A 19,304-nucleotide genomic window follows, 5' to 3' on the forward strand; every position below is an offset into this window, starting at 1 on the left:
TCATTCGAACGTCTTGCCCGGCGCGAACTGCTCGCGCCGGCTGTTGTACAGATCGCCGAAGCCCAGCGGCTTGCCGCCCGCCAGTTGCAGACGGGTCAGGCGCAGCGAGCCCTGGCCGCAGGCGACTTCCAGTCCGTCCTTGTCGGCGGCGATGATCTGGCCGGGCCTGCCCTGCCCCGCGCCGACCCGAGCGGCATGAATCTTCACCGCCGCGCCTTCGAGGCTGGCGTGGCAGATCGGCCAGGGATGGAAGGCGCGTATCAGACGCTCCAGCTCGACGGCCGGGCGCGTCCAGTCGATGCGCGCTTCCTCCTTGTTCAGCTTGTGCGCGTAGGTCGCCAGGGCATCGTCCTGCGCCTGGCCTGCCAGCGTACCGGCCTGCAGCCCGGCAACCGCCTCGACCACGGCCTGCGAGCCGAGCTCGGCGAGCCGGTCATGCAGGCTGCCGCCGGTGTCCTCGGCGCTGATCGGCGTGGCGACCTCGAGCAGCATCGGCCCTGTGTCCAGGCCGGCTTCCATCTGCATCACGGTGACCCCGGACTCGGCATCGCCCGCCTCGATGGCGCGCTGGATCGGCGCCGCACCGCGCCAGCGTGGCAGCAGCGAGGCGTGGCTGTTGATGCAGCCCAGGCGCGGCATATCGAGCACCGCCTGAGGCAGGATAAGGCCATAGGCGACCACCACCATCAGATCGGCCTGCAGCGTGGCCAGCTCCGCCTGGGCATCGGGGTTGCGCAGGGTCTGCGGCTGATGCACGGGAATATCGTGGCGGACGGCGAGCTGCTTGACCGGGCTGGGCATCAGTTTCTGGCCGCGCCCGGCGGGACGATCCGGCTGGGTGTAGACGGCCACGATGCAATGGCCTGCATCGAGCAGGGCCTGCAGATGCTGGGCGGCGAATTCCGGGGTGCCGGCGAAAACGATGCGCATGTGAAGATCCATCAATAAAAAAGGCTTGCTGTCGCAAGCCTTTGGCGTTTGGGGAATCAAGCCTGCTGGCGGTGGATCTTTTCCAGCTTCTTCTTGATCCGGTCGCGCTTGAGATTGGACAGGTAGTCGACGAACAGCTTGCCGTTGAGGTGATCGCACTCGTGCTGGATGCACACGGCGAGCAGGCCTTCGGCGATCAGCTCGAACGGCTGGCCATCGCGGTCCAGCGCCTTGACCCTGACCTTCTGCGGCCGGTCGACGTTCTCGTAGAAGCCGGGTACCGACAGGCAGCCTTCCTGGTACTGGTCCATCTCGTCGGTGAGGAATTCGAACTCGGGATTGATGAAGACCCGCGGCTCGCTCTTGTCCTCGGACAGGTCCATCACCACGACACGCTTGTGCACGTTGACCTGGGTCGCGGCCAGGCCGATGCCGGGAGCGTCGTACATGGTCTCGAACATGTCGTCGATCAGTTGGCGAATGCCGTCGTCGACCACGTCCACCGGTTTGGCGATGGTGCGCAGGCGCGTATCGGGAAACTCAAGGATGTTCAGAATCGCCATATGCGTTTGTGATGCACTTATGGAATAAATTCAAAAGCCGCTGCTAAGATGCCGGGCAGCTTGTAAACGGCTAACGCCGCTTTCCACAAGGGTTTCTGCGGCGCTAGGGCGCTTTACGTGAAGGCACATCATAAAGGGATTCACCACATGAGGAAATCACTACTCGCCCTGCTGCTGGTGGCTGTCGGCGGTATCGCCCACGCCGCCGTTCAGCTCAAGGATGACCACCCCGAGCAGTACACCGTGGTGAAGGGCGATACGCTCTGGGACATCTCCGGGCGTTTTCTGCGTGAACCCTGGAAGTGGCCCGAGCTGTGGCATGCCAATCCGCAGATCGAAAACCCGCACCTGATCTACCCCGGCGACAACCTCAGCCTGGTCTACATCGACGGCCAGCCGCGGCTGACGCTCAACCGCGGCACCTCGCGCGGCACCATCAAGCTCTCCCCCACGGTGCGCACCACGCCGATGGCCGAAGCCATCCCGACCATTCCGCTGGAAGCCATCAACAGCTTCCTGCTGAGCAACCGCATCATCGACAGCGCCGAGCAGTTCGAGGCCGCACCCTATATCGTCGCCGGCAACGCCGAGCGCGTCATCAGTGGTTCGGGCGACCGCATCTACGGGCGCGGCGCGTTCGAGGACGGCATGCCGGTGTACGGCATCTTCCGCCAGGGCAAGACCTACTTCGACCCGGAAACCCAGGAATTCCTCGGCATCAACGCCGATGACGTCGGCACTGCCGAAATCCTCGACATGGAAGGCGACATCGCCACCATGATGCTGACCCGCGTGACGCAGGAAGCCCGCATCGGCGACCGCCTGTTCCCCAGCGAAGAGCGCGCGGTCAACTCCACCTTCATGCCCAGTGAGCCGGAAGGCGAGATCAAGGGCGTGATTCTCGACGTGCCGCGTGGCGTGACCCAGATCGGCCAGTTCGATGTGGTTACCCTCAACAAGGGGGCCCGCGACGGCATCAAGGACGGCAACGTGCTGGCGGTCTACAAGACCGGCGAAACCGTACGCGACCGGGTCACCGGCGAGAACGTCAAGATTCCGGATGAGCGCGCCGGGCTGCTGATGGTGTTCCGCACCTACGAGAAGCTCAGCTACGGCCTGGTGCTGCAAGCCACGCGCTCGCTGGCGGTGCAGGACAAGGTGCGTAATCCCTGATTCACCAGCCCCGCCAGTGCGGGGCTTTTCGTTACTGAGGTGCTGCAAGGATGCGGCACATTGGACAAGGACGTCATATGCCTGCCATTTCCCCCGCCGAGCTCGAAGCGCGGCTGCGCCTGCATCTGCTGCCAGAGCTCGGACCGCGTCGCCTGCACAAGCTGCTCAGTGCCTTCCCCGATGCCTCTTCCGCGCTCAGCGCCCCGGCCGGTGCCTGGCGCTCCCTGGGCCTGCCGGCCAGTTGCGCAGAACCAAGACGCAGTGAAGCGATCCGCGAACGTGCAGCCGCTGCGTTGGCCTGGCTGGAGCAGCCCGATCACCATCTGCTGATGTGGGACGATCCCGGTTACCCCGCGCTGCTGGCCGAGCTGCCGGACGCGCCGCCGCTGTTGTTCGTCGAGGGCGAGCCGGCACTGCTGGAGCGGCCGCAACTGGCCATGGTGGGCAGCCGTCGCGCCTCGCGCCCGGGTATGGACAACGCGCGGAGCTTCGCCCGTAGCCTGGGCGGTGCCGGTTTCGTCATCACCAGCGGCCTGGCGCTGGGCATCGATGGCGCCGCGCATCAGGGCGCGCTGGATGCCGGTGGCCAAACCGTCGCGGTACTGGGCACCGGGTTGCAGCGGCTCTACCCGGCACGGCATACCGGCCTGGCCAGCAGCATCGTCGAAGGCGGTGGCGCGCTGGTGTCCGAACTGCCGCTGGATTGCCCGCCGCAGGCGGCCAACTTTCCTCGTCGCAACAGAATCATCAGTGGGCTGTCGCTGGGTGTGCTGGTGGTCGAGGCGAGTCCTTCCAGCGGCTCGCTGATCACCGCCCGCCTGGCCGCCGAGCAGGGGCGCGAGGTCTACGCCATTCCGGGTTCGATCCACCATCCCGGCGCTCGCGGCTGCCATCAGCTGATCCGTCAGGGCGCGACGCTGGTCGAAAGCGTCGAGGATATCCTGCAAGCCTTGCGTGGCTGGCAGCAACTTGCACCGGCCACGCAGATAGAGGAGCCCGAGCGACGGCAAGGTCACCTACTGCTCGATCAACTGTTGGCCGCGCCGATGACCAGCGAAGCCCTGGCCCAGGCGCTTGGCCAGTCATTGGCGCAGGTGCTGGCGGAGCTGACCGAACTGGAAATCGAGGGGCGGGTGGCCTGTGAGAACGGCCAGTGGAGCGCCCGCGCCGGTTGAGCCCTGCTGCTGATCAGGCTCAGGTAAACTGCACCGGTTCCGTTTTCAGCAGAGGTCGCGATGGTCGGCAATTGGCGCATACAGCAGGCGGCCCGTGTGGTGTGGGCCGGCGGTGTGATTGCTTATCCCACCGAGGCGGTCTGGGGGCTGGGTTGCGATCCCTGGGACAGCGAAGCGGTCCATCGCCTGCTGGCGCTCAAGGAGCGGCCGGCGGAGAAAGGCCTGATCCTGATCGCCGACTGCATCGAGCAGTTCGATTTCCTCCTCGAGGATCTGCCGGAGCGCTGGCTGGATCGCCTGGCCGGCAGCTGGCCGGGGCCCAACACCTGGCTGGTGCCGCACCGCCAGCGCTTGCCCGACTGGATCACCGGCAAGCACGATACCGTGGCACTGCGAGTGACCGACCATCCGCTGGTGGCGCGGCTCTGCGCGCTCACCGGTCCGCTGGTGTCCACCTCGGCCAATCCCGCCGGCCGTCCTTCCGCACGCTCGCGTTTGCGTGTGGAGCAGTACTTCCCCCGCCAGCTCGACGCCGTCCTCGACGGCCCGCTGGGCGGACGGCGCAACCCCAGCACGATCCGCGATGTGCGCAGCGGCGAAGTCATCCGGGCGAGCTAGAAACGTGTAGGGCCGAACTTGTTCGGCCTTGATGAACCACTTCGGCCTTCACGAACCATCAGGGCCGAATGAATTCGGCCCTGCAGTTCAATTTCACGGCAGCAGAATCGTCGACCCCGTGGTACGGCCCTCGGCCAGCAAACGCTGTGCCTCGGCGGCTTCGCCAAGTGCGAAGCGCTGGCCGATCTCGACTTCGATCTTGCCGCTGGCGATCATCTCGAACAGCTCGGCCGCCATCGCCTGCAACCGTGGCGCGGTGTCCGCATAGCCGGCCAGGATCGGTCGGGTGACGAACAGCGAGCCCTTCTGCGCCAGCACGCCGAGATTGACCCCGGTCACCGCGCCCGAGGCGTTGCCGAAGCTGACCAGCAGCCCACGCGGGGCGACGCAGTCCAGCGAGATTTCCCAGCTGCTCTTGCCCACCGAGTCGTAGACCACCGGGCACTTTTGTCCATCGGTCAGCTCCAGCACGCGCTGCACCACGTCCTCGCGGGTGCGATCGACGGTGGCCCAGGCGCCCAGTGCCTTGGCGCGCTCGGCCTTCTCCGCCGAACCGACCACGCCGATCAGCCGGGCGCCCAGCGCCTTCGCCCACTGGCAGGCAATCGAGCCGACGCCGCCGGCCGCCGCATGAAAGAGGATGGTTTCGCCGGCCTGCAGCGGATGCACCTGGCGCAGCAGGTACTGTGTGGTCAGGCCCTTGAGCATGACTGCCGCCGCCTGCTCGAAGCCGATCGCATCCGGCAGCTTCACCAGATGCCGCGCCGGCAGTACGTGATGCTCGCCGTAGGCACCCAGCGGACCGGTGGCGTAGGCGACGCGCTCGCCGACCTGCCACTGATCGACGCCCTCGCCCACCGCCTCGATCACGCCAGCGCCTTCGGTGCCCAGGCCCGACGGCAGGCTTGGCGGCGCGTAGAGGCCACTGCGGAAATAGGTGTCGATGAAATTCAGGCCGATGGCGTGGTTGCGCACGCGAACTTCACCGGCCGCGGGGACGGGCACCTCGACCTCGACCTGTTCGAGAACCTCGGGACCACCGTGCTGGCTGAACTGGATGCGCTGCGACATGAGAGGGCTCCTGGCCGTACATAAAGGAGCCTATCCAACCGTCCTGGTCGGAATTCGTCAACCGGGCGGATGATATGCTTGCGCACCTTCCGCTCATTCCTGCGTTCGTCGGGGATGTATCGCTGTCCTTTATGCCAGGGTGATTTCGTGAACGACCGAACCGAAGCCGTCAAAGCCTACCTGCTCGATCTGCAGGATCGTATCTGCGCCGCGCTGGAGGCCGAGGATGGCGAAGCATGCTTCGTCGAAGACGCCTGGACCCGCCCGGGCGGCGGCGGTGGGCGGACACGGGTGATCGAGAGCGGCGCGCTGATCGAAAAGGGCGGGGTGAACTTCTCCCACGTGCACGGCACCGGCCTGCCGCCTTCGGCCAGCGCCCATCGTCCCGAACTGGCCGGGCGCGGCTTCGAGGCACTGGGCGTGTCGCTGGTGATCCACCCGCAGAACCCCTACGTGCCGACCTCCCACGCCAACGTGCGTTTCTTCATCGCCGAGAAGGAAGGCGAAGAGCCGGTCTGGTGGTTTGGTGGCGGCTTCGACCTGACGCCCTACTACGGCGTTGATGAAGACTGCGTGCACTGGCACCGGGTCGCCCGCGACGCCTGCGCGCCGTTTGGCGCCGACGTCTATCCGCGCTACAAGGAGTGGTGCGACCGCTACTTCCACATCAAGCACCGCAACGAGCCGCGTGGCGTCGGCGGGCTGTTCTTCGACGACCTCAACCAGTGGGATTTCGACACCAGCTTCGCCTTCATGCGCGCGGTCGGCGATGCCTACCTGGACGCCTACCTGCCCATAGTGCGCAAGCGCAAGGCCACGGCCTTCGGTGAACGCGAGCGCGAATTCCAGTTGCTGCGCCGCGGCCGCTACGTGGAATACAACCTGGTCTACGACCGCGGCACACTGTTCGGCCTGCAATCGGGCGGGCGCACCGAGTCGATCCTCATGTCGCTGCCGCCGCAGGTCAGCTGGGGTTATGACAAGCAGCCCGAGCCCGGCACGCCGGAAGCGCGGCTGACCGAATACTTCCTGCAGGATCGCGACTGGCTTGCCGGTGCCTGATTCCTGCAGCCCGTCACTCGCAGCTTGGAGCACTTCATGGACCGCTACGGCGTATTCGGCAATCCCATCGGCCACAGCAAGTCGCCGCAGATCCACCGGCTGTTCGCCGAACAGACGGGGCAGTCGCTCAGCTATGAGCCGCTGCTGGCGCCGCTGGAGGATTTCGCCGGCTTCGCGCGCCGGTTCTTCGTGGACGGCCGTGGCGCCAATGTCACCGTGCCCTTCAAGGAAGAGGCCTGGCGGCTGGCTGACCAGCTGACCGAGCGTGCGCGTCGCGCCGGGGCGGTGAATACGCTGCACAAGCTCGACGATGGCACGCTGCTGGGCGACAACACCGATGGCCTGGGCCTGGTGCGCGATCTGCTGGATAACGCCGGCGTCGTCCTGCAGGGCAAGCGTGTCCTGCTGCTGGGCGCCGGCGGCGCGGTGCGTGGCGTGCTCGAACCGCTGCTGGCCCAGCGTCCCGGCGCGCTGGTGATCGCCAATCGCACGCTGGCGAAGGCCGAGCGGCTGGCCGCCGAATTCGCCGAGCTGGGCACGGTGAGCGCGAGCGCCTTCGAACAGTTGGAAGGTCGCTTCGATGTGATCGTCAATGGCACCTCGGCCAGCCTTGCCGGCGAGCTGCCGCCACTGGCCGATGCGCTGATCGAGGCCGGGGAAAGCTTCTGCTACGACATGATGTACGGGGCCGAGCCCACACCCTTCTGCGCGTGGGCGGCAGCACGTGGTGCGACCGTACGCGACGGCTTGGGCATGCTGGTCGAGCAGGCCGCGGCGGCCTTCGAGCTGTGGCGCGGGGTACGACCGGAGTCGGCGCCGGTGCTGGCTGAGCTGCGCCATCAGCTCAAGGGCTGAGCCGCGTTCAGAGGCGAAACTGTATCTGCTGGTGCAGGTGCTGCGGCTGCACCAGTTCATCGACCATTGCCGCGGCGATGCGGCGCAGTTTCGTCCGTGGATCGTTGCTGGGCAGCCCTTCGATATTGCTGAAGTCCTCGATGGACAACCCCTCCTCCGCCGTGCTGGCATCCACCAGGGTCCACTTCAGGGGATGCGAGGCGATGAGCTGCAAGGCTGCGGCAAGCTCCGATTCCTCGGCATGGGCGTTGAAGTCGGCCACCAGCAGCAGACGTTCGACGCCGACTTCCGTCATCCCCAGGAGCAAGGTGTACACCGCCTGATACAGATCCTGCGGCTGCCCTACCAGGGTGGCATCCGGTGCGGTGGGAACCGAGGGGCTGTCGAACAGGCAGATCACCCCGTCCATGCCGGCAACGCTGCGCGACACGCTGGCCGCATCGAACAGATCGCCGGCCTTGGCACGCAGTCCGGGCCGGGCGGTGATCGAATTGAAGTCGTTGATCAAGGCAACGGCCTCGTGCTGGCGGCTCAGCAGTTCGCACAGCACGGCGCTGCCAAGGCTGGAATGCGCCCCGTACAGGGCGAACTTGAGGCGCGGCGTTTCGGCGTTGAGCATGGCGGAACGTCCTGCTAGCGGCGCGTGGCCAGGTAACCGATCAGCGCCACCGCGCCGGCGGCTAGCGCCAGGGTGCTCAAGGGATGCTTGCGTGCGCAGTCGGTTGCCATGCGCGTGGCCTGGCGGCCGCGGCGGGACAGCTCCTGGCAATGCTCGTCCCAGTTGGCGTCGTGCCACAGCGACTCGGCGCGTGAGCGCAGGTCATCGAGTCGATGGCGCGAGCCGCGGGTGGCCTCGTGCTTGAGCTCGTCCAGTGCGCTCATCAGGTTCTGGATCTCACGTTCGATATCGTTACGGGTCGTGGGTGTGCTGCTGAAGCGGGACATGCGCGTTCTCCCCTGGTTGACGACTGGAGATTGGACCGCCTCGGACGTTGAAGGTGCGGTAGAGCGGCGGCGTGGAAATTCTCTTCTACACTCCACCCACACGCGATCGACACGAAAATCGCGCGGCGTTGCCGTGATGGGATGCGCTTTTCCGTATACTGCGCGGCGCTTTTTCATTCTTTTTTCACCTTTTTTTCGGTGCCTTTCAGTGAAGCTTCGTCATTCGATTTTCGGCCTGCTGCTGGCCTGCAGCAGTGCCTTTACCAGCCCTTTCGCCTCGGCCGCTCCGGCCGTGGTTCAGCAGCAACTGGCCTCCGGCAGTGCCCTGCTGGTGGATCTGAAAACCAGCCAGGTGCTCTACTCGAGCAATCCCGATCTGGTGGTGCCCATCGCTTCGGTGACCAAACTGATGACCGCCATGGTGGTGCTCGACGCCAAACTGCCGCTGGACGAGCGCCTGCCCATCACCATCCACGATGCGGTGGAGATGCAGGGCGTGTTCTCCCGTGTGCGCGTCGGCAGCGAGATCAGCCGCCGCGACATGCTGCTGCTGACGCTGATGTCCTCGGAAAACCGTGCGGCGGCGAGCCTGGCCCACCACTACCCAGGCGGTTACGCGGCCTTCATCCAGGCGATGAACCTCAAGGCCAGCGCGCTGGGCATGAGCAGCACCCGCTACGTCGAACCCACCGGGCTGTCGGAGCTCAACGTCTCCAGTGCCAATGACCTGGTCAAACTGCTGCGCGCCAGCCAGGCCTATCCGCTGATCGACGAACTGAGCACCATGTCCGAGAAGACAGTGGCCTTCCGCAAGCCCAACTACGCGCTCGGCTTTCGCAACACCAACGCCCTGGTTCGCAAGCCCAACTGGGACATCCAGCTGACCAAGACCGGTTTCACCAACGCCGCCGGCCACTGCCTGGTGATGCGCACCGTGATGGATCGGCGCGACGTGGCCTTCGTGGTGCTCGATGCCTTCGGCAAGTACACCCACATGGCCGATGCCAATCGCCTGAAAAAGTGGCTGGAAACCGGAACGGTCACACCGGTGGCGCCTGCCGCCCTGGCCTACAAGGCGCAGAAGCAGGCCGAGCGCCAACTGGCCGGGCAGCCAGGCGATGCCGCGACTGCGGTAGCCGGCGCGCGCTGATACGGCTCTTCCGGGCATCGATGCATCCTGTGATGCAACGATGCCGCTGCGCCCGACTCAAACGACGTATCGTCCCTCGCGCACCGGGAAATGCACGTCGTCATGAGCACACCAGACAGCAGCTACATCGAATGGCTGGAAAGCCAGTCCATGCTTCAAGCGGCCCGCGAGCGGGCTCGCCACTATGCCGGCCAGGCCCGGCTCTGGCAGCGCCCCTACGCCCAGGCGCGGCCGCGCGATGCGAGCGCGATTGCCTCGGTATGGTTCACCGCCTACCCCGCCGCCATCATCACGGCCGAGGGCGGCTCGGTGCTGCAGGCGCTGGGTGATGACCGGCTCTGGAGTGCCCTTTCCGAACTTGGCGTGCAGGGCATTCACAACGGCCCGATGAAGCGCTCCGGCGGTCTGCGCGGGCGTGAATTCACCCCGACCATCGACGGCAATTTCGACCGCATCAGCTTCGACATCGACTCCAACCTCGGCACCGAGGCGCAGATGCTGCAGCTCAGCCGCATGGCCGCCGCGCACAATGCCATCGTCATCGACGACATCGTCCCGGCACACACCGGCAAAGGCCCGGATTTCCGCCTCGCCGAGATGGCTTGCGGCGATTATCCCGGTCTGTACCACATGGTCGAGATCAACGAGGAAGACTGGCCGCTGTTACCCGAGGTGCCGGCGGGGCGCGACTCGGTCAACCTTCCGCCAGCGGTGGTGGACCAGCTCAAGGACAAGCACTACATCGTCGGCCAGCTGCAACGGGTGATCTTCTTCGAGCCTGGGATCAAGGACACCGACTGGAGCGCCACCGGCGTTATCACGGGCGTCGACGGCAAGCGCCGGCGCTGGGTCTACCTGCACTACTTCAAGGAAGGCCAGCCCTCGCTGAACTGGCTGGACCCGACCTTCGCCGCGCAACAGCTGATCATCGGCGATGCCCTGCATGCCATCGATGTCTCCGGAGCGCGCGTGCTGCGCCTGGACGCCAACGGCTTTCTCGGCGTCGAACGCCGTGCCGAGGGCACCGCCTGGTCCGAGAGCCATCCGTTGTCGGTCACCGGCAACCAGCTGATCGCCAGCACCATCCGCAAGGCCGGCGGTTTCAGCTTCCAGGAGCTGAACCTGACCATCGACGACATCGCCGCCATGTCCCACGGCGGTGCCGACCTGTCCTACGACTTCATCACCCGCCCGGCCTATCACCATGCCCTGCTGACCGGCGATACCGAATTCCTGCGACTGATGCTGCGCGAGGTGCATGCCTTCGGCCTCGACCCGGCCTCGCTGATCCACGCGATGCAGAACCACGACGAGCTGACCCTGGAACTGGTGCACTTCTGGACGCTGCACGCCTACGACCATTACCACTACCACGGCCAGACCTTGCCGGGCGGTATCCTGCGCGAGCACATCCGCGAGGAAATGTACGAGCGGCTGACCGGCGAACACGCGCCCTACAACCTCAAGTTCGTCACCAATGGCGTGTCTTGCACGACCGTCAGTGTGATCACTGCGGCGCTGGGCATCCGTGACCTCGATGCCATCGGCGCCGCCGAGATCGAACAGATCCAGCGCCTGCATATCCTGCTGGTGATGTTCAACGCCATGCAGCCCGGTGTGTTCGCCCTCTCCGGCTGGGACCTGGTCGGCGCCCTGCCGTTGGAAGTCGAGCAGGTCGAGCACCTCATGGGTGATGGCGATACCCGCTGGTTGCATCGCGGCGCCTACGACCTGGCCGATCTCGCCCCCGAGGCCGACGCTTCTGCCGAAGGCTTGCCCAAGGCGCGCTCGCTCTACGGCAGTCTGGTCGAACAGTTGCAGCGCCCCGGCTCCTTCGCCTGCCAGCTCAAGCACATCCTCAGCGTGCGCCGCGCCTACGACATCGCCGCCAGCAAGCAGATCCTGATTCCGGACGTGCAAGCGCCCGGCCTGCTGGTGATGGTGCACGAACTGCCTGCCGGCAAGGGTGTGCAGATCACCGCACTGAATTTCAGCGCTGAGCCCATCAGCGAAATGATCCTTTTCCCCGGCATCGCACCCGGCCCGGTAGTCGATATCATTCATGAGCGGGTCGAGGGTGATCTGACCGAAAACGGTGAAATGACCTTCAACCTCGACCCGTATGAAGGGCTGGCGTTGCGGGTAGTGAGTGCGGCTTCACCGGTGCTTTAAGTAAGACCAGTGGCAGGCAACGACCCCTTCTGCTGGTCGCCACTGGCCTGGAAACCTGGATACGCCAATCGCGTGATCAGCTGGCGCTTCCGGAAAGCAGCCAAGCGAAGCCGCGCCGATCCCCGTCATGGCTCATCCCCGGGCAGTCGGTTCGTCGGCCGCGAAAGGAATACCGGAACCATCCTCCCGCTACCCCTCTCTGCTGAACAGGTGGGTCGTCACGTCCGAGGCACCGCTGCAGGCGACTGACACTGGCTTAATCCACATGGCGAGGTGAGCGACATGAGCGACGAGCAACGTATCCGCGAAAAGGCTTACGAAATCTGGGAAGCTAAAGGCCGGCCCGAAGGGCAGGAAAGTGAGCATTGGGCGCAAGCGAGAGACGAGATGGAACACTTCTACAAGGAAGGCGATGCCACCGCCGGCAGCGTAGAAAGCAGCGTCGCGATCCCGATGCCAAAGTCTCCAGACAAGCAAAAATAACCTATATCTCCGTGCGAGCCTGCACGAAGCGGGCTCGCATCCGGCCTGGCCAAATGTCTGGTAACCCCAGGCAACGTAGTGATTAATCCAGAGTGGCGCTTTACCGGCGTCAAGCGCACCGGCCAGTCATTGAGGCGGTCCGGCTCGGTAAAGCCGATCAGGCTGTGCTCGGCCAGCGCCTGCCGCCGCAGCGCCATCTGTTCCTCGGCCTCGGGTATTTCGTCGAAGTTGGTTTTCATGATTGGGATCGTTTTCGAGAGAGCTGGCGGAAGCTTATGTTTGGCGGCGACGCAGTACAGCAGCAACCTGCCGCAGTGCTTGGGCCTGTGCGGTATACCCGCCTGCGAATGGTCTGGCTACCATGCCAGTTCAGGATGCGCAGCCGACCGCCAGGCGCTGCGGCTACCAGCTGTTGTGGTGGTAAAAAAGCTCCCAGTCAGCTCAGGACTGGTAGGTTTGTACTGCTCATACGCTGTTCCGTAAAAGATGGAGTGCTTTTTGCCAATGACTGATACCGCTTACTACATCTACGCGCTAAAAGATCCGAGGCAATCGCCGGCTAGGCCTTTTTATATTGGAAAGGGTACGGGAACCCGCGCGTGGGACCATGTGGCTCGGGTCGATGAAACGCGAAAAGGTAAGCGGATCCAAAAAATACACGCTGCTGGTCATGATGTAGTGACTTCGTTGCTAGCAGATGGGCTATCGGAAATTCAGGCGCTCAAACTAGAAGCGGAGCTGATCTCAGCATTTGGTACGGAAAGTACCGGCGGCCTGTTAACGAACTCAGTGATTCCATCAGGCACCACAACCGTGGCTCCAAAAGGTGTTGTCCTCCCGACTGGCGTTAGGGAAAAGGCACAATTGGGATTAGCTTTTCTTAAAGAAGCGATTCTTGAACTTGCTCAGGCAAATCCGAATGGAGTTCTAAATTCCGAGGCCGCACGGGCGCTTGGCTTGCAAAGTGATTATTTAGGCGGCTCAAAAGACTATCTCTCGTGGAGCCTCCTCGGGCTCCTCATGCGAGATGGCCGTATGAAACGTAAAGACGGATCTCGTCGTCATGTAGCGCAAGTGAAGTAGCGCATAGCTGAAGGAAAGAGCACTGAAAAAGGGACAGATTTATTCTTTTGTCCTTTTATAACCGGATCACGCGGTTGGCTACAGGCAAGAGGTCGTCATGGAAGAAGCTGTTAGTTCCATTGTTGAATGGCTGGGTAGTCCTCAAGGGTTTTCTGGAAGGCGCCCTCCACCGTATGGTTGGGTTTGGGTTGTTATGGCGGCCACATGGATAGGTGGCTGGCTGACAGCCCAAAAGCTGCGCGGCAAAAGGCAAAGGTTGAATAGCCAAACCACCCGGATGCTGATTGATCGTGAGCTGTCGGCAACCGCGTTGATTGAAGCGGGCGAGACGTTAACCAAGCACTCAGCTCGACTGAAGTTCGATCAACAAGCGTATGTATTAAACGTAAAGATCACATCCGGCACGGAAACGCTGATCCATAAAAGGCTTGCGTCTTTATCAGAGGTGGAAGCGTTGTTAAGCAGCGAGACGGTATTCATCCTGTCAGATTTCAAGGCTCCTCCCTCAGCGAGCGCTTGAGCGAAGGATTGACGGAGTTATTTACCTTTCAGCTGGCTAGCTTCATAGCACTCTTCACTTTCTCCGGCGTAGCCTTCAATCGCTCAAGGTAAGCACCATGCAGCTAACGACACTCCTCATTCCCACCTATACCCAAATGCTCAAAACCCTCTCCGGCTGGCTGAAGAAGGCGCAGGATCAGCTACCAGAAGTTGAGGCGCAGGCGTTGTTATCCGTGCGGCTGGCGCCCGATATGTTTCCGCTGTCGACCCAGATTCGCTTTGCCTGCGTGCAGGCGCGCGAGGCCATGTGCCGGCTGAGAGGAGAGGCGTTTCCGGATGCCATCAACGAGCTGCTGGACGAGGGGCGACAGGCTGGTGAGCGGCCAGGCTCGCTTGCCGATGCCTATGCCCGGATCGATGAAACGGTCGTGCTGCTCGACGGCCTCACCGCCGATGCGCTGGATGTGAACGCGGACAAGCCAATCGCCCACGAGCTGGCAAACGGGATGATTTTCGACCTGACCGCGGAGCAGTACGCCCGTGACTGGACGCTGGCGCAGTTCTATTTTCACGTGATGACCGCTTACTCGATATTGCGTAAGGAAGGGATCGAGCTGGGCAAGGCGGACTACGTGGCGCACATGCTGCCTTACCTTCGTCCGGAAACCATTCCGAAGGGGTAGCGAGGTAGCCTGAACGTAACGCGTGGAAAAGGCTTCGCCGTTTTCCACCCTACCAATGCGCGGTATCGGCAGAAGGGCGCGGAGTGGCGTAGGGTGGACAACGCTGCGCTTGTCCACAATGCGAATCGACGGGCAGGGCATGTGGTTGGCGAAACGCTCGCGGGTTCGGGGCGTCCAACCGAGATGCCGTGCCCGAGCGGTCGTATTCGAGAATGACGCCCGCCCACCTCGCCACAAAGCAGACTTCCCCATGCTGTTCCGCCGTTTCGAAAACCTGATCGATGTCTTCAAGCCCAGCCCGGACGTTGCGCCGCCCGCCGGGATGCTGCGCTTCTACGCCCATTACCTGAAGCAGGTCTGGCCGTTGATGACGGCCGTGCTGGTGGTCGGCTTCTTCGCGGCGGTGATCGAGGTGGCGCTGTTCAGCTTCCTCGGGCAGTTGATCGATATGGCCCAGGCGACCGATGACGCGCGGACGTTTTTCGCCGAGCACCGCAACGAGCTGCTGTGGATGGCGGTGGTGGCGCTGATTATCCGGCCTCTGGTGTTCGGCCTGCACAACCTGCTCACCCATCAGGCGATCAATCCGGGGCTGACCAACCTGATCCGCTGGCAGAACCACCGCTACGTGCTCAAGCAGAGCCTGAACTTCTTCCAGAACGACTTTGCCGGGCGCATCGCCCAGCGCGTGATGCAGACCGGGCCGTCGCTGCGTGATTCGGCCATGCAGGTGATCGATGCGTTGTGGCATGTGGTGGTCTATGCCGGCAGCGCGCTGTATCTGTTCGCCGCCGCGGACCTGCGTTTGATCGTGCCGTTGCTGCTGTGGATCGTCGGTTACAGCGCTGCGCTCTGGTATTTCGTGCCGCGTATCCGCGCGCGTTCGGCGGCGGCATCTGCGGCGCGTTCGAAGGTGATGGGGCGGGTGGTCGACGGTTACAGCAACGTCGCCACGCTCAAGCTGTTCGCCCATTCGAAGGAGGAAGAAAGCTACGCACGCGAGGCCATGCAGGAGCTGCTCGGCAAGTTCCGCCTGCAGTCGCGCGTCATCACCAGCCTGGATTTCCTGATCACCTGTATGAACGGCCTGCTGATCGTCGGCACCGGCGCGCTGGCGCTGTGGCTGTGGAGCGAGGCGCTGATCAGCACCGGCGCCATCGCCCTGGCGCTGGGCCTGGTGATTCGCATCAACAACATGGCCGAGTGGATCATGTGGGTGGTCAACGGCATCTTCGAGAACGTCGGCACCGTGCAGGACGGCATGAAGAGCATCGTCCGGCCGCGTGACGTGCTCGACCCCGAGGACGCCAGGCCGCTCAAGGTGGAGCAGGGCGGCGTGCGCTTCGACGACGTGCATTTCCACTACGGCAAGCAGGGCGGGGTGATCAGCGGGTTGACCATCGATATTCACCCAGGCGAGAAGATCGGCCTGGTCGGGCCATCGGGTGCGGGCAAGTCGACGCTGGTCAACCTGCTGCTGCGCCTCTATGACTTGGAAAGCGGGCGCATCCTCATCGACGGCCAGAATGTCGCCGAGGTCAGCCAGGAGAGCCTGCGCGCCAATATCGGCGTGGTCACTCAGGACACATCGCTGCTGCACCGTTCGATCCGCGACAACCTGCGCTATGGCAAGCCCGACGCCGGCGAGGAAGAACTCTGGGCTGCCGCGCGTAAGGCCCGCGCCGACGCGTTCATCAAGACCCTGGACGACAGCCAGGGCGGCCTGGGCTTCGAGGCCATGGTCGGCGAGCGCGGCGTGAAGCTCTCCGGTGGGCAGCGTCAGCGCATCGCCATCGCCCGGGTGCTGCTCAAGGATGCGCCGATTCTTGTGTTGGACGAAGCCACCTCGGCGCTGGATTCGGAGGTCGAGGCGGCAATTCAGGAGAGCCTGGATACCCTGATGGAAGGCAAGACGGTGATCGCCATCGCGCACCGGCTGTCGACCATTGCGCGCATGGATCGGCTGGTGGTGATCGACAAGGGCCAGGTGATCGAGGCCGGCACCCACGCCGAGCTGATCGCCCGCGGCGGCCTCTATGCGCGTCTGTGGCAGCACCAGACGGGTGGCTTTGTCGGGGTGGATTGAGGGCTGGCGCGAGGTCGAGCCCGCCTGCGCGCCGAACGCGCTGAACCCTTGGCCGCAGCGCCCACTCGTACCTCTTAGCCGCAGCCATTTACCTGAGAGGGAGACCGCCATGACCGATAGACAAGCCACCGTCCGCCAGGACGCCGCGCAGCAGCGCTATGAGTTGTGGGTCGAAGACAAGCCCCTCGGCTTCGCCGCGTACAGCGAGCAGGGCGAGCAGATGGTCTTCACCCATACCGAGGTCGACCCCAGCCTGTCGGGGCAGGGGCTGGGCAGTGTGCTCGCCAAGGGTGCGCTGGAGGATGCGCGGCGGCGCGGCAAGCGCGTGGTGCCGCAGTGCGAGTTCATCGCCAAGTACATCGAGCGGCACGAGGAATGGCAGGACCTGGTCGATCCGGCCTGACGAGCCGTTATCACTGGGCAACACGGACACACCGGTGGGCTTCAGCCCACCAACCCGCTACCTGGCGTGCCGGCGTAAGAATCAGGTTGCGGTCGTCCCGGCGGTCAGAACGACGTTCTTATCGAGTGATCGCGGCTGCGGCCTGGCTCATCAGAGGGCAATCGCGTGGATGGTCGAGAGTTTGTCTGGGCGCATTTCAAGCTCAATGCCGAGCAGCGTCTGCGTGGCTTCAACTTCTTCGTGGTGCTGGCCATCTTTGCCGATGGCGGTGTGCTGGCGGCTCTGCAGCGGGGCTTCTCGCCGGGGCTGCTGATTCTGCTGGGCGCCTTCACCGTCTTGCTGGCGCAGGTGTTCTGGCTGGTGGATGCGCGCAGTCGGCAGCTGCTGGAACTGACCATCGCGGCGCTCAAGGAGATGGAAGCCGAGTTTCCCGAAAGCCACCGGCTGTTCGCCGCCGATGCCCTGGGGCAAAGCCGGGTCATCAGCTACACCTTCGCGATTCGCTCGCTGCTGCTGGCGCAGATGGGTTTCGGCCTTGGCGTGGTCGGTTATGGGCTCTACCAGTGGTGAGCGCGCAGCGTGGCCATGCGGGCAAGCGCGTCACCCGTCGATGTCTGCGCTGCGCTGCGCGGCCGAACGCTAGCGGCGGGTGGCCGGTCGTTATTAGCAACCACTGGGAGAATGACGATGACGACTTCGAGCAATCTTTTATGGGCGGCGCTGGCAATCGGAGCGGTGACGGGCATGCGCAGCATGTTGTCGCCGGCGCTGGTCAGTCGGGCGCTGAGCGAGCGCGATGATCTGGACGGAGCGGGCGAGGCTGCGCAGCTGCTGACCTCGGACTCGGCGCAGACATTTCTGCCAGTGCTCGCGGCCGGCGAGATGCTTGGCGACAAGATGCCGTTCGCCCCGGACCGCACCATCGTTCCGTCGATGATGTTCCGTGCACTTTCGGGTGGTGTGAGTGCTGCGGCGTTGGCGGGTGTGCGGCGTGAGCCGATGCTGGTGCCGGCACTGATCGGTGCGACCGCGGCGCTGATCGCCGCCAAGATCGGGCTGACCCTGCGCAAGCCCTATCAACCCAGGCCGCTGGTCAACGCGGCGCTCGGTCTGGCCGAGGAAGGCCTGGCGCTGACGGTGGGTCGCGCCGGGCTGCGTCAGGCGTTGAACGACCAGCGGGGCGGTCGCTAGAGCGGCGCCCGAGCGCAACGTAGGGCTTGGCCCGCCGGGACGATATTCGCGGATGGTGGTGGGCTGCAGCTCACACCGGCGAAGTTCGCATGGATGGCGGTGAGCTGCAGCCCATCCCGGGTTTCGGAGCGACGCGCAATGACCATGGGCCGCATCGCGCGGCCCGTGGTTGCAGCGGCAAGGTCAGCTCGGTCGCTGGATCACGCAGATGCGGTCACGGCACAAGCCCGCTTCACGGGTGCCGACGCCCGGTGCCACTTCGAGGCTTTCGGTGCCGACCCCATGACCGGTAATACCCGCACCAGTCGGGGCGCTGGTGGCGGCAGTTTCCGGGTAGTCAGTGCCGGCGCGCTTGGCTGCGCTGCCGATGTCGTAGCGCCCGGTGTCGGCGGAGCTGCGGTCGGCGTAGTCGGTCGGCTCGGACGTGAATCCGCCAACCTCGGTAGTCGCTCGCTTTCCGGTGCCTTCACCGAATCGCTCGCTGGTCGATTGCAGCCCGGCACCGGTAGTGGCCGTGGTGCCGGCAGCCGAACCCGTACCGGGCTTGGTGAAGTGTTTGTCGAGATGACTGTCGCCGCCGGTTGCTCCCGCATAAGGGCTGCTCGGGCCTGGATAGCCGTCGGCCGTGCCCGTACCGCCACGCTCATTGATGTCGATGGCACCGTTGTACTCCAGTGCGTCGCGTGCTTTTGCCAGCTGATCCTCGTCGTCGACGTCCACGGCGATCACCAGCGCGCCGCGACGCACGGCGTCCGGATAGGCGTGGGCGTACGGGCGATGCTCTTCATGCGGCTCCTGGCCGAACAGCGATTTGAAGAAGTGCGCGACCCTGGACTCGTGATGCGTGCGATCCAGAGGGCTGTCGGTGGTGGTATAGGGGGCATCGTAGGCGTGGATGTCCGCGGTTTCGGCGCCCACGGCATGTATCTGCTCCCGAGGAATGCCCCGCGCCATCAGGTCTCCACGGGTGCGGTTGGCGTCGGTCAGCGTTGCGAACGCTGCTACCAGGGTATGTCTCATGATTCACCTCACGTTGTGTTGAACAACCGGGTATGCAGAGCGCTGCGTTTATCCGCACGACGACGCGCCATCGGTGGATGACAGGCAGCCAAAAGCTGCGCTCATGAAACTTGGGTGTGCGGCTATTGCCAGAGTTCAGC

At 64.2% G+C, this 19,304-nt stretch carries 22 protein-coding genes; 15 read left to right on the plus strand and 7 right to left on the minus strand.

Features of this window, described 5'->3' with window-relative positions; all coding sequences use genetic code 11:
• Nucleotides 1–942, minus strand: coding sequence for a methionyl-tRNA formyltransferase (gene fmt, locus EA795_RS11340; protein WP_122077344.1), 942 nt, complete (start codon nt 940–942; stop codon nt 1–3).
• Nucleotides 943–986: 44 nt separating this feature from the next.
• Nucleotides 987–1,493, minus strand: a complete 507-nt coding sequence (gene def / locus EA795_RS11345; protein ID WP_065985960.1) for a peptide deformylase — start codon at nt 1,491–1,493, stop codon at nt 987–989.
• Nucleotides 1,494–1,640: 147 nt separating this feature from the next.
• Here def and EA795_RS11350 point away from each other — a divergent pair, with 147 nt between their 5' ends.
• The 3 genes from EA795_RS11350 to tsaC all read left to right on the plus strand — a co-directional run bounded on the left by EA795_RS11350 (nt 1,641) and on the right by tsaC (nt 4,459).
• Entirely contained in the window at nt 1,641–2,666 is a 1,026-nt protein-coding gene (locus EA795_RS11350; protein WP_014850945.1) for a LysM peptidoglycan-binding domain-containing protein, read from the plus strand.
• A 77-nt stretch (nt 2,667–2,743) separates the two neighbouring features.
• A complete protein-coding gene (gene dprA, locus EA795_RS11355; RefSeq protein WP_122077347.1) occupies nt 2,744–3,841 on the plus strand; it encodes a DNA-processing protein DprA in 1,098 nt (365 codons plus the stop codon).
• A gap of 60 nt (nt 3,842–3,901) precedes the next feature.
• Nucleotides 3,902–4,459: an L-threonylcarbamoyladenylate synthase type 1 TsaC gene (gene tsaC, locus EA795_RS11360; protein WP_122077350.1), complete on the plus strand. Its 558-nt coding sequence runs from the start codon at nt 3,902–3,904 to the stop codon at nt 4,457–4,459.
• Nucleotides 4,460–4,552: 93 nt separating this feature from the next.
• Here tsaC and EA795_RS11365 read toward each other — a convergent pair whose 3' ends face one another.
• Nucleotides 4,553–5,530 carry an NADPH:quinone reductase gene (locus EA795_RS11365; protein WP_058077867.1) on the minus strand — a complete coding sequence of 326 codons (978 nt, stop codon included), beginning with the start codon at nt 5,528–5,530 and terminating at the stop codon, nt 4,553–4,555.
• Nucleotides 5,531–5,677: 147 nt separating this feature from the next.
• On the opposite strand from EA795_RS11365, the gene hemF reads away from it, so the two are divergent.
• Both hemF and aroE read left to right on the plus strand, forming a co-directional pair.
• Nucleotides 5,678–6,592 carry an oxygen-dependent coproporphyrinogen oxidase gene (gene hemF, locus EA795_RS11370; protein ID WP_122077352.1) on the plus strand — a complete coding sequence of 305 codons (915 nt, stop codon included), beginning with the start codon at nt 5,678–5,680 and terminating at the stop codon, nt 6,590–6,592.
• A 36-nt stretch (nt 6,593–6,628) separates the two neighbouring features.
• Nucleotides 6,629–7,447 (plus strand): shikimate dehydrogenase, encoded by an 819-nt coding sequence (gene aroE, locus EA795_RS11375; protein ID WP_122077355.1) that lies wholly within the window; start codon nt 6,629–6,631, stop codon nt 7,445–7,447.
• A gap of 7 nt (nt 7,448–7,454) precedes the next feature.
• Here aroE and EA795_RS11380 read toward each other — a convergent pair whose 3' ends face one another.
• Together EA795_RS11380 and EA795_RS11385 are read right to left on the minus strand one after the other, a co-directional pair.
• Entirely contained in the window at nt 7,455–8,066 is a 612-nt protein-coding gene (locus tag EA795_RS11380) for an NAD(P)-dependent oxidoreductase (RefSeq protein WP_014850951.1), read from the minus strand.
• Nucleotides 8,067–8,080: 14 nt separating this feature from the next.
• Nucleotides 8,081–8,392 carry a DUF883 family protein gene (locus tag EA795_RS11385; RefSeq protein WP_014850952.1) on the minus strand — a complete coding sequence of 104 codons (312 nt, stop codon included), beginning with the start codon at nt 8,390–8,392 and terminating at the stop codon, nt 8,081–8,083.
• A gap of 208 nt (nt 8,393–8,600) precedes the next feature.
• On the opposite strand from EA795_RS11385, the gene pbpG reads away from it, so the two are divergent.
• The 3 genes from pbpG to EA795_RS11400 all read left to right on the plus strand — a co-directional run bounded on the left by pbpG (nt 8,601) and on the right by EA795_RS11400 (nt 12,197).
• The gene (gene pbpG / locus EA795_RS11390; RefSeq protein WP_122077358.1) at nt 8,601–9,542 is read left to right on the plus strand and encodes a D-alanyl-D-alanine endopeptidase; all 942 of its coding nucleotides are present in this window, start codon (nt 8,601–8,603) and stop codon (nt 9,540–9,542) included.
• A 102-nt stretch (nt 9,543–9,644) separates the two neighbouring features.
• A complete protein-coding gene (gene treS, locus EA795_RS11395; protein WP_122077360.1) occupies nt 9,645–11,714 on the plus strand; it encodes a maltose alpha-D-glucosyltransferase in 2,070 nt (689 codons plus the stop codon).
• Nucleotides 11,715–11,996: 282 nt separating this feature from the next.
• On the plus strand, nt 11,997–12,197 hold the full coding sequence (locus EA795_RS11400) for a DUF2934 domain-containing protein (protein ID WP_082636271.1): 201 nt from the start codon (nt 11,997–11,999) through the stop codon (nt 12,195–12,197).
• Here the strand turns inward: EA795_RS11400 and EA795_RS21210 are convergent.
• Entirely contained in the window at nt 12,113–12,436 is a 324-nt protein-coding gene (locus tag EA795_RS21210; protein ID WP_170162227.1) for a hypothetical protein, read from the minus strand. The genes EA795_RS11400 and EA795_RS21210 overlap by 85 nt on opposite strands.
• Before the next feature lie 265 nt (nt 12,437–12,701).
• Here EA795_RS21210 and EA795_RS11405 point away from each other — a divergent pair, with 265 nt between their 5' ends.
• The 7 genes from EA795_RS11405 to EA795_RS11435 all read left to right on the plus strand — a co-directional run bounded on the left by EA795_RS11405 (nt 12,702) and on the right by EA795_RS11435 (nt 18,144).
• Entirely contained in the window at nt 12,702–13,280 is a 579-nt protein-coding gene (locus tag EA795_RS11405) for a GIY-YIG nuclease family protein (protein WP_122077364.1), read from the plus strand.
• Nucleotides 13,281–13,377: 97 nt separating this feature from the next.
• A complete protein-coding gene (locus EA795_RS11410) occupies nt 13,378–13,800 on the plus strand; it encodes a hypothetical protein (protein ID WP_147456298.1) in 423 nt (140 codons plus the stop codon).
• Nucleotides 13,801–13,897: 97 nt separating this feature from the next.
• Nucleotides 13,898–14,464, plus strand: a complete 567-nt coding sequence (locus EA795_RS11415; RefSeq protein ID WP_122077369.1) for a DUF1993 domain-containing protein — start codon at nt 13,898–13,900, stop codon at nt 14,462–14,464.
• A 250-nt stretch (nt 14,465–14,714) separates the two neighbouring features.
• Nucleotides 14,715–16,550, plus strand: a complete 1,836-nt coding sequence (locus EA795_RS11420; protein ID WP_122077371.1) for an ABC transporter ATP-binding protein — start codon at nt 14,715–14,717, stop codon at nt 16,548–16,550.
• A 109-nt stretch (nt 16,551–16,659) separates the two neighbouring features.
• The gene (locus EA795_RS21575; RefSeq protein ID WP_122077373.1) at nt 16,660–16,953 is read left to right on the plus strand and encodes a GNAT family N-acetyltransferase; all 294 of its coding nucleotides are present in this window, start codon (nt 16,660–16,662) and stop codon (nt 16,951–16,953) included.
• Between the two features lie 165 nt (nt 16,954–17,118).
• The gene (locus tag EA795_RS11430) at nt 17,119–17,523 is read left to right on the plus strand and encodes a hypothetical protein (RefSeq protein WP_014850959.1); all 405 of its coding nucleotides are present in this window, start codon (nt 17,119–17,121) and stop codon (nt 17,521–17,523) included.
• A gap of 117 nt (nt 17,524–17,640) precedes the next feature.
• Nucleotides 17,641–18,144 carry a DUF4126 family protein gene (locus EA795_RS11435; RefSeq protein ID WP_122077375.1) on the plus strand — a complete coding sequence of 168 codons (504 nt, stop codon included), beginning with the start codon at nt 17,641–17,643 and terminating at the stop codon, nt 18,142–18,144.
• Nucleotides 18,145–18,327: 183 nt separating this feature from the next.
• Here the strand turns inward: EA795_RS11435 and EA795_RS11440 are convergent, their stop codons facing one another.
• Entirely contained in the window at nt 18,328–19,164 is an 837-nt protein-coding gene (locus EA795_RS11440) for a hypothetical protein (protein ID WP_122077377.1), read from the minus strand.
• Nucleotides 19,165–19,304: the final 140 nt, after the last annotated feature.

Origin of the sequence: Stutzerimonas nitrititolerans (assembly GCF_003696285.1) — a bacterium.
Classification (GTDB): Bacteria; Pseudomonadota; Gammaproteobacteria; order Pseudomonadales; family Pseudomonadaceae; genus Stutzerimonas; species Stutzerimonas nitrititolerans.

Coding starts and splice junctions, on each gene's coding strand:
- def (WP_065985960.1), bottom strand. CDS start 1,493: ATGGCGATTCTGAACATCCTTGAGTTTCCCGATACGCGCCTGCGCACC.
- fmt (WP_122077344.1), bottom strand. CDS start 942: ATGGATCTTCACATGCGCATCGTTTTCGCCGGCACCCCGGAATTCGCC.
- EA795_RS11420 (WP_122077371.1), top strand. CDS start 14,715: ATGCTGTTCCGCCGTTTCGAAAACCTGATCGATGTCTTCAAGCCCAGC.
- EA795_RS11440 (WP_122077377.1), bottom strand. CDS start 19,164: ATGAGACATACCCTGGTAGCAGCGTTCGCAACGCTGACCGACGCCAAC.
- tsaC (WP_122077350.1), top strand. CDS start 3,902: ATGGTCGGCAATTGGCGCATACAGCAGGCGGCCCGTGTGGTGTGGGCC.
- EA795_RS11400 (WP_082636271.1), top strand. CDS start 11,997: ATGAGCGACGAGCAACGTATCCGCGAAAAGGCTTACGAAATCTGGGAA.
- EA795_RS11410 (WP_147456298.1), top strand. CDS start 13,378: ATGGAAGAAGCTGTTAGTTCCATTGTTGAATGGCTGGGTAGTCCTCAA.
- EA795_RS11435 (WP_122077375.1), top strand. CDS start 17,641: ATGACGACTTCGAGCAATCTTTTATGGGCGGCGCTGGCAATCGGAGCG.
- EA795_RS11405 (WP_122077364.1), top strand. CDS start 12,702: ATGACTGATACCGCTTACTACATCTACGCGCTAAAAGATCCGAGGCAA.
- EA795_RS11365 (WP_058077867.1), bottom strand. CDS start 5,530: ATGTCGCAGCGCATCCAGTTCAGCCAGCACGGTGGTCCCGAGGTTCTC.
- treS (WP_122077360.1), top strand. CDS start 9,645: ATGAGCACACCAGACAGCAGCTACATCGAATGGCTGGAAAGCCAGTCC.
- EA795_RS11385 (WP_014850952.1), bottom strand. CDS start 8,392: ATGTCCCGCTTCAGCAGCACACCCACGACCCGTAACGATATCGAACGT.
- EA795_RS21575 (WP_122077373.1), top strand. CDS start 16,660: ATGACCGATAGACAAGCCACCGTCCGCCAGGACGCCGCGCAGCAGCGC.
- aroE (WP_122077355.1), top strand. CDS start 6,629: ATGGACCGCTACGGCGTATTCGGCAATCCCATCGGCCACAGCAAGTCG.
- EA795_RS11415 (WP_122077369.1), top strand. CDS start 13,898: ATGCAGCTAACGACACTCCTCATTCCCACCTATACCCAAATGCTCAAA.
- EA795_RS11380 (WP_014850951.1), bottom strand. CDS start 8,066: ATGCTCAACGCCGAAACGCCGCGCCTCAAGTTCGCCCTGTACGGGGCG.
- EA795_RS21210 (WP_170162227.1), bottom strand. CDS start 12,436: ATGAAAACCAACTTCGACGAAATACCCGAGGCCGAGGAACAGATGGCG.
- EA795_RS11350 (WP_014850945.1), top strand. CDS start 1,641: ATGAGGAAATCACTACTCGCCCTGCTGCTGGTGGCTGTCGGCGGTATC.
- dprA (WP_122077347.1), top strand. CDS start 2,744: ATGCCTGCCATTTCCCCCGCCGAGCTCGAAGCGCGGCTGCGCCTGCAT.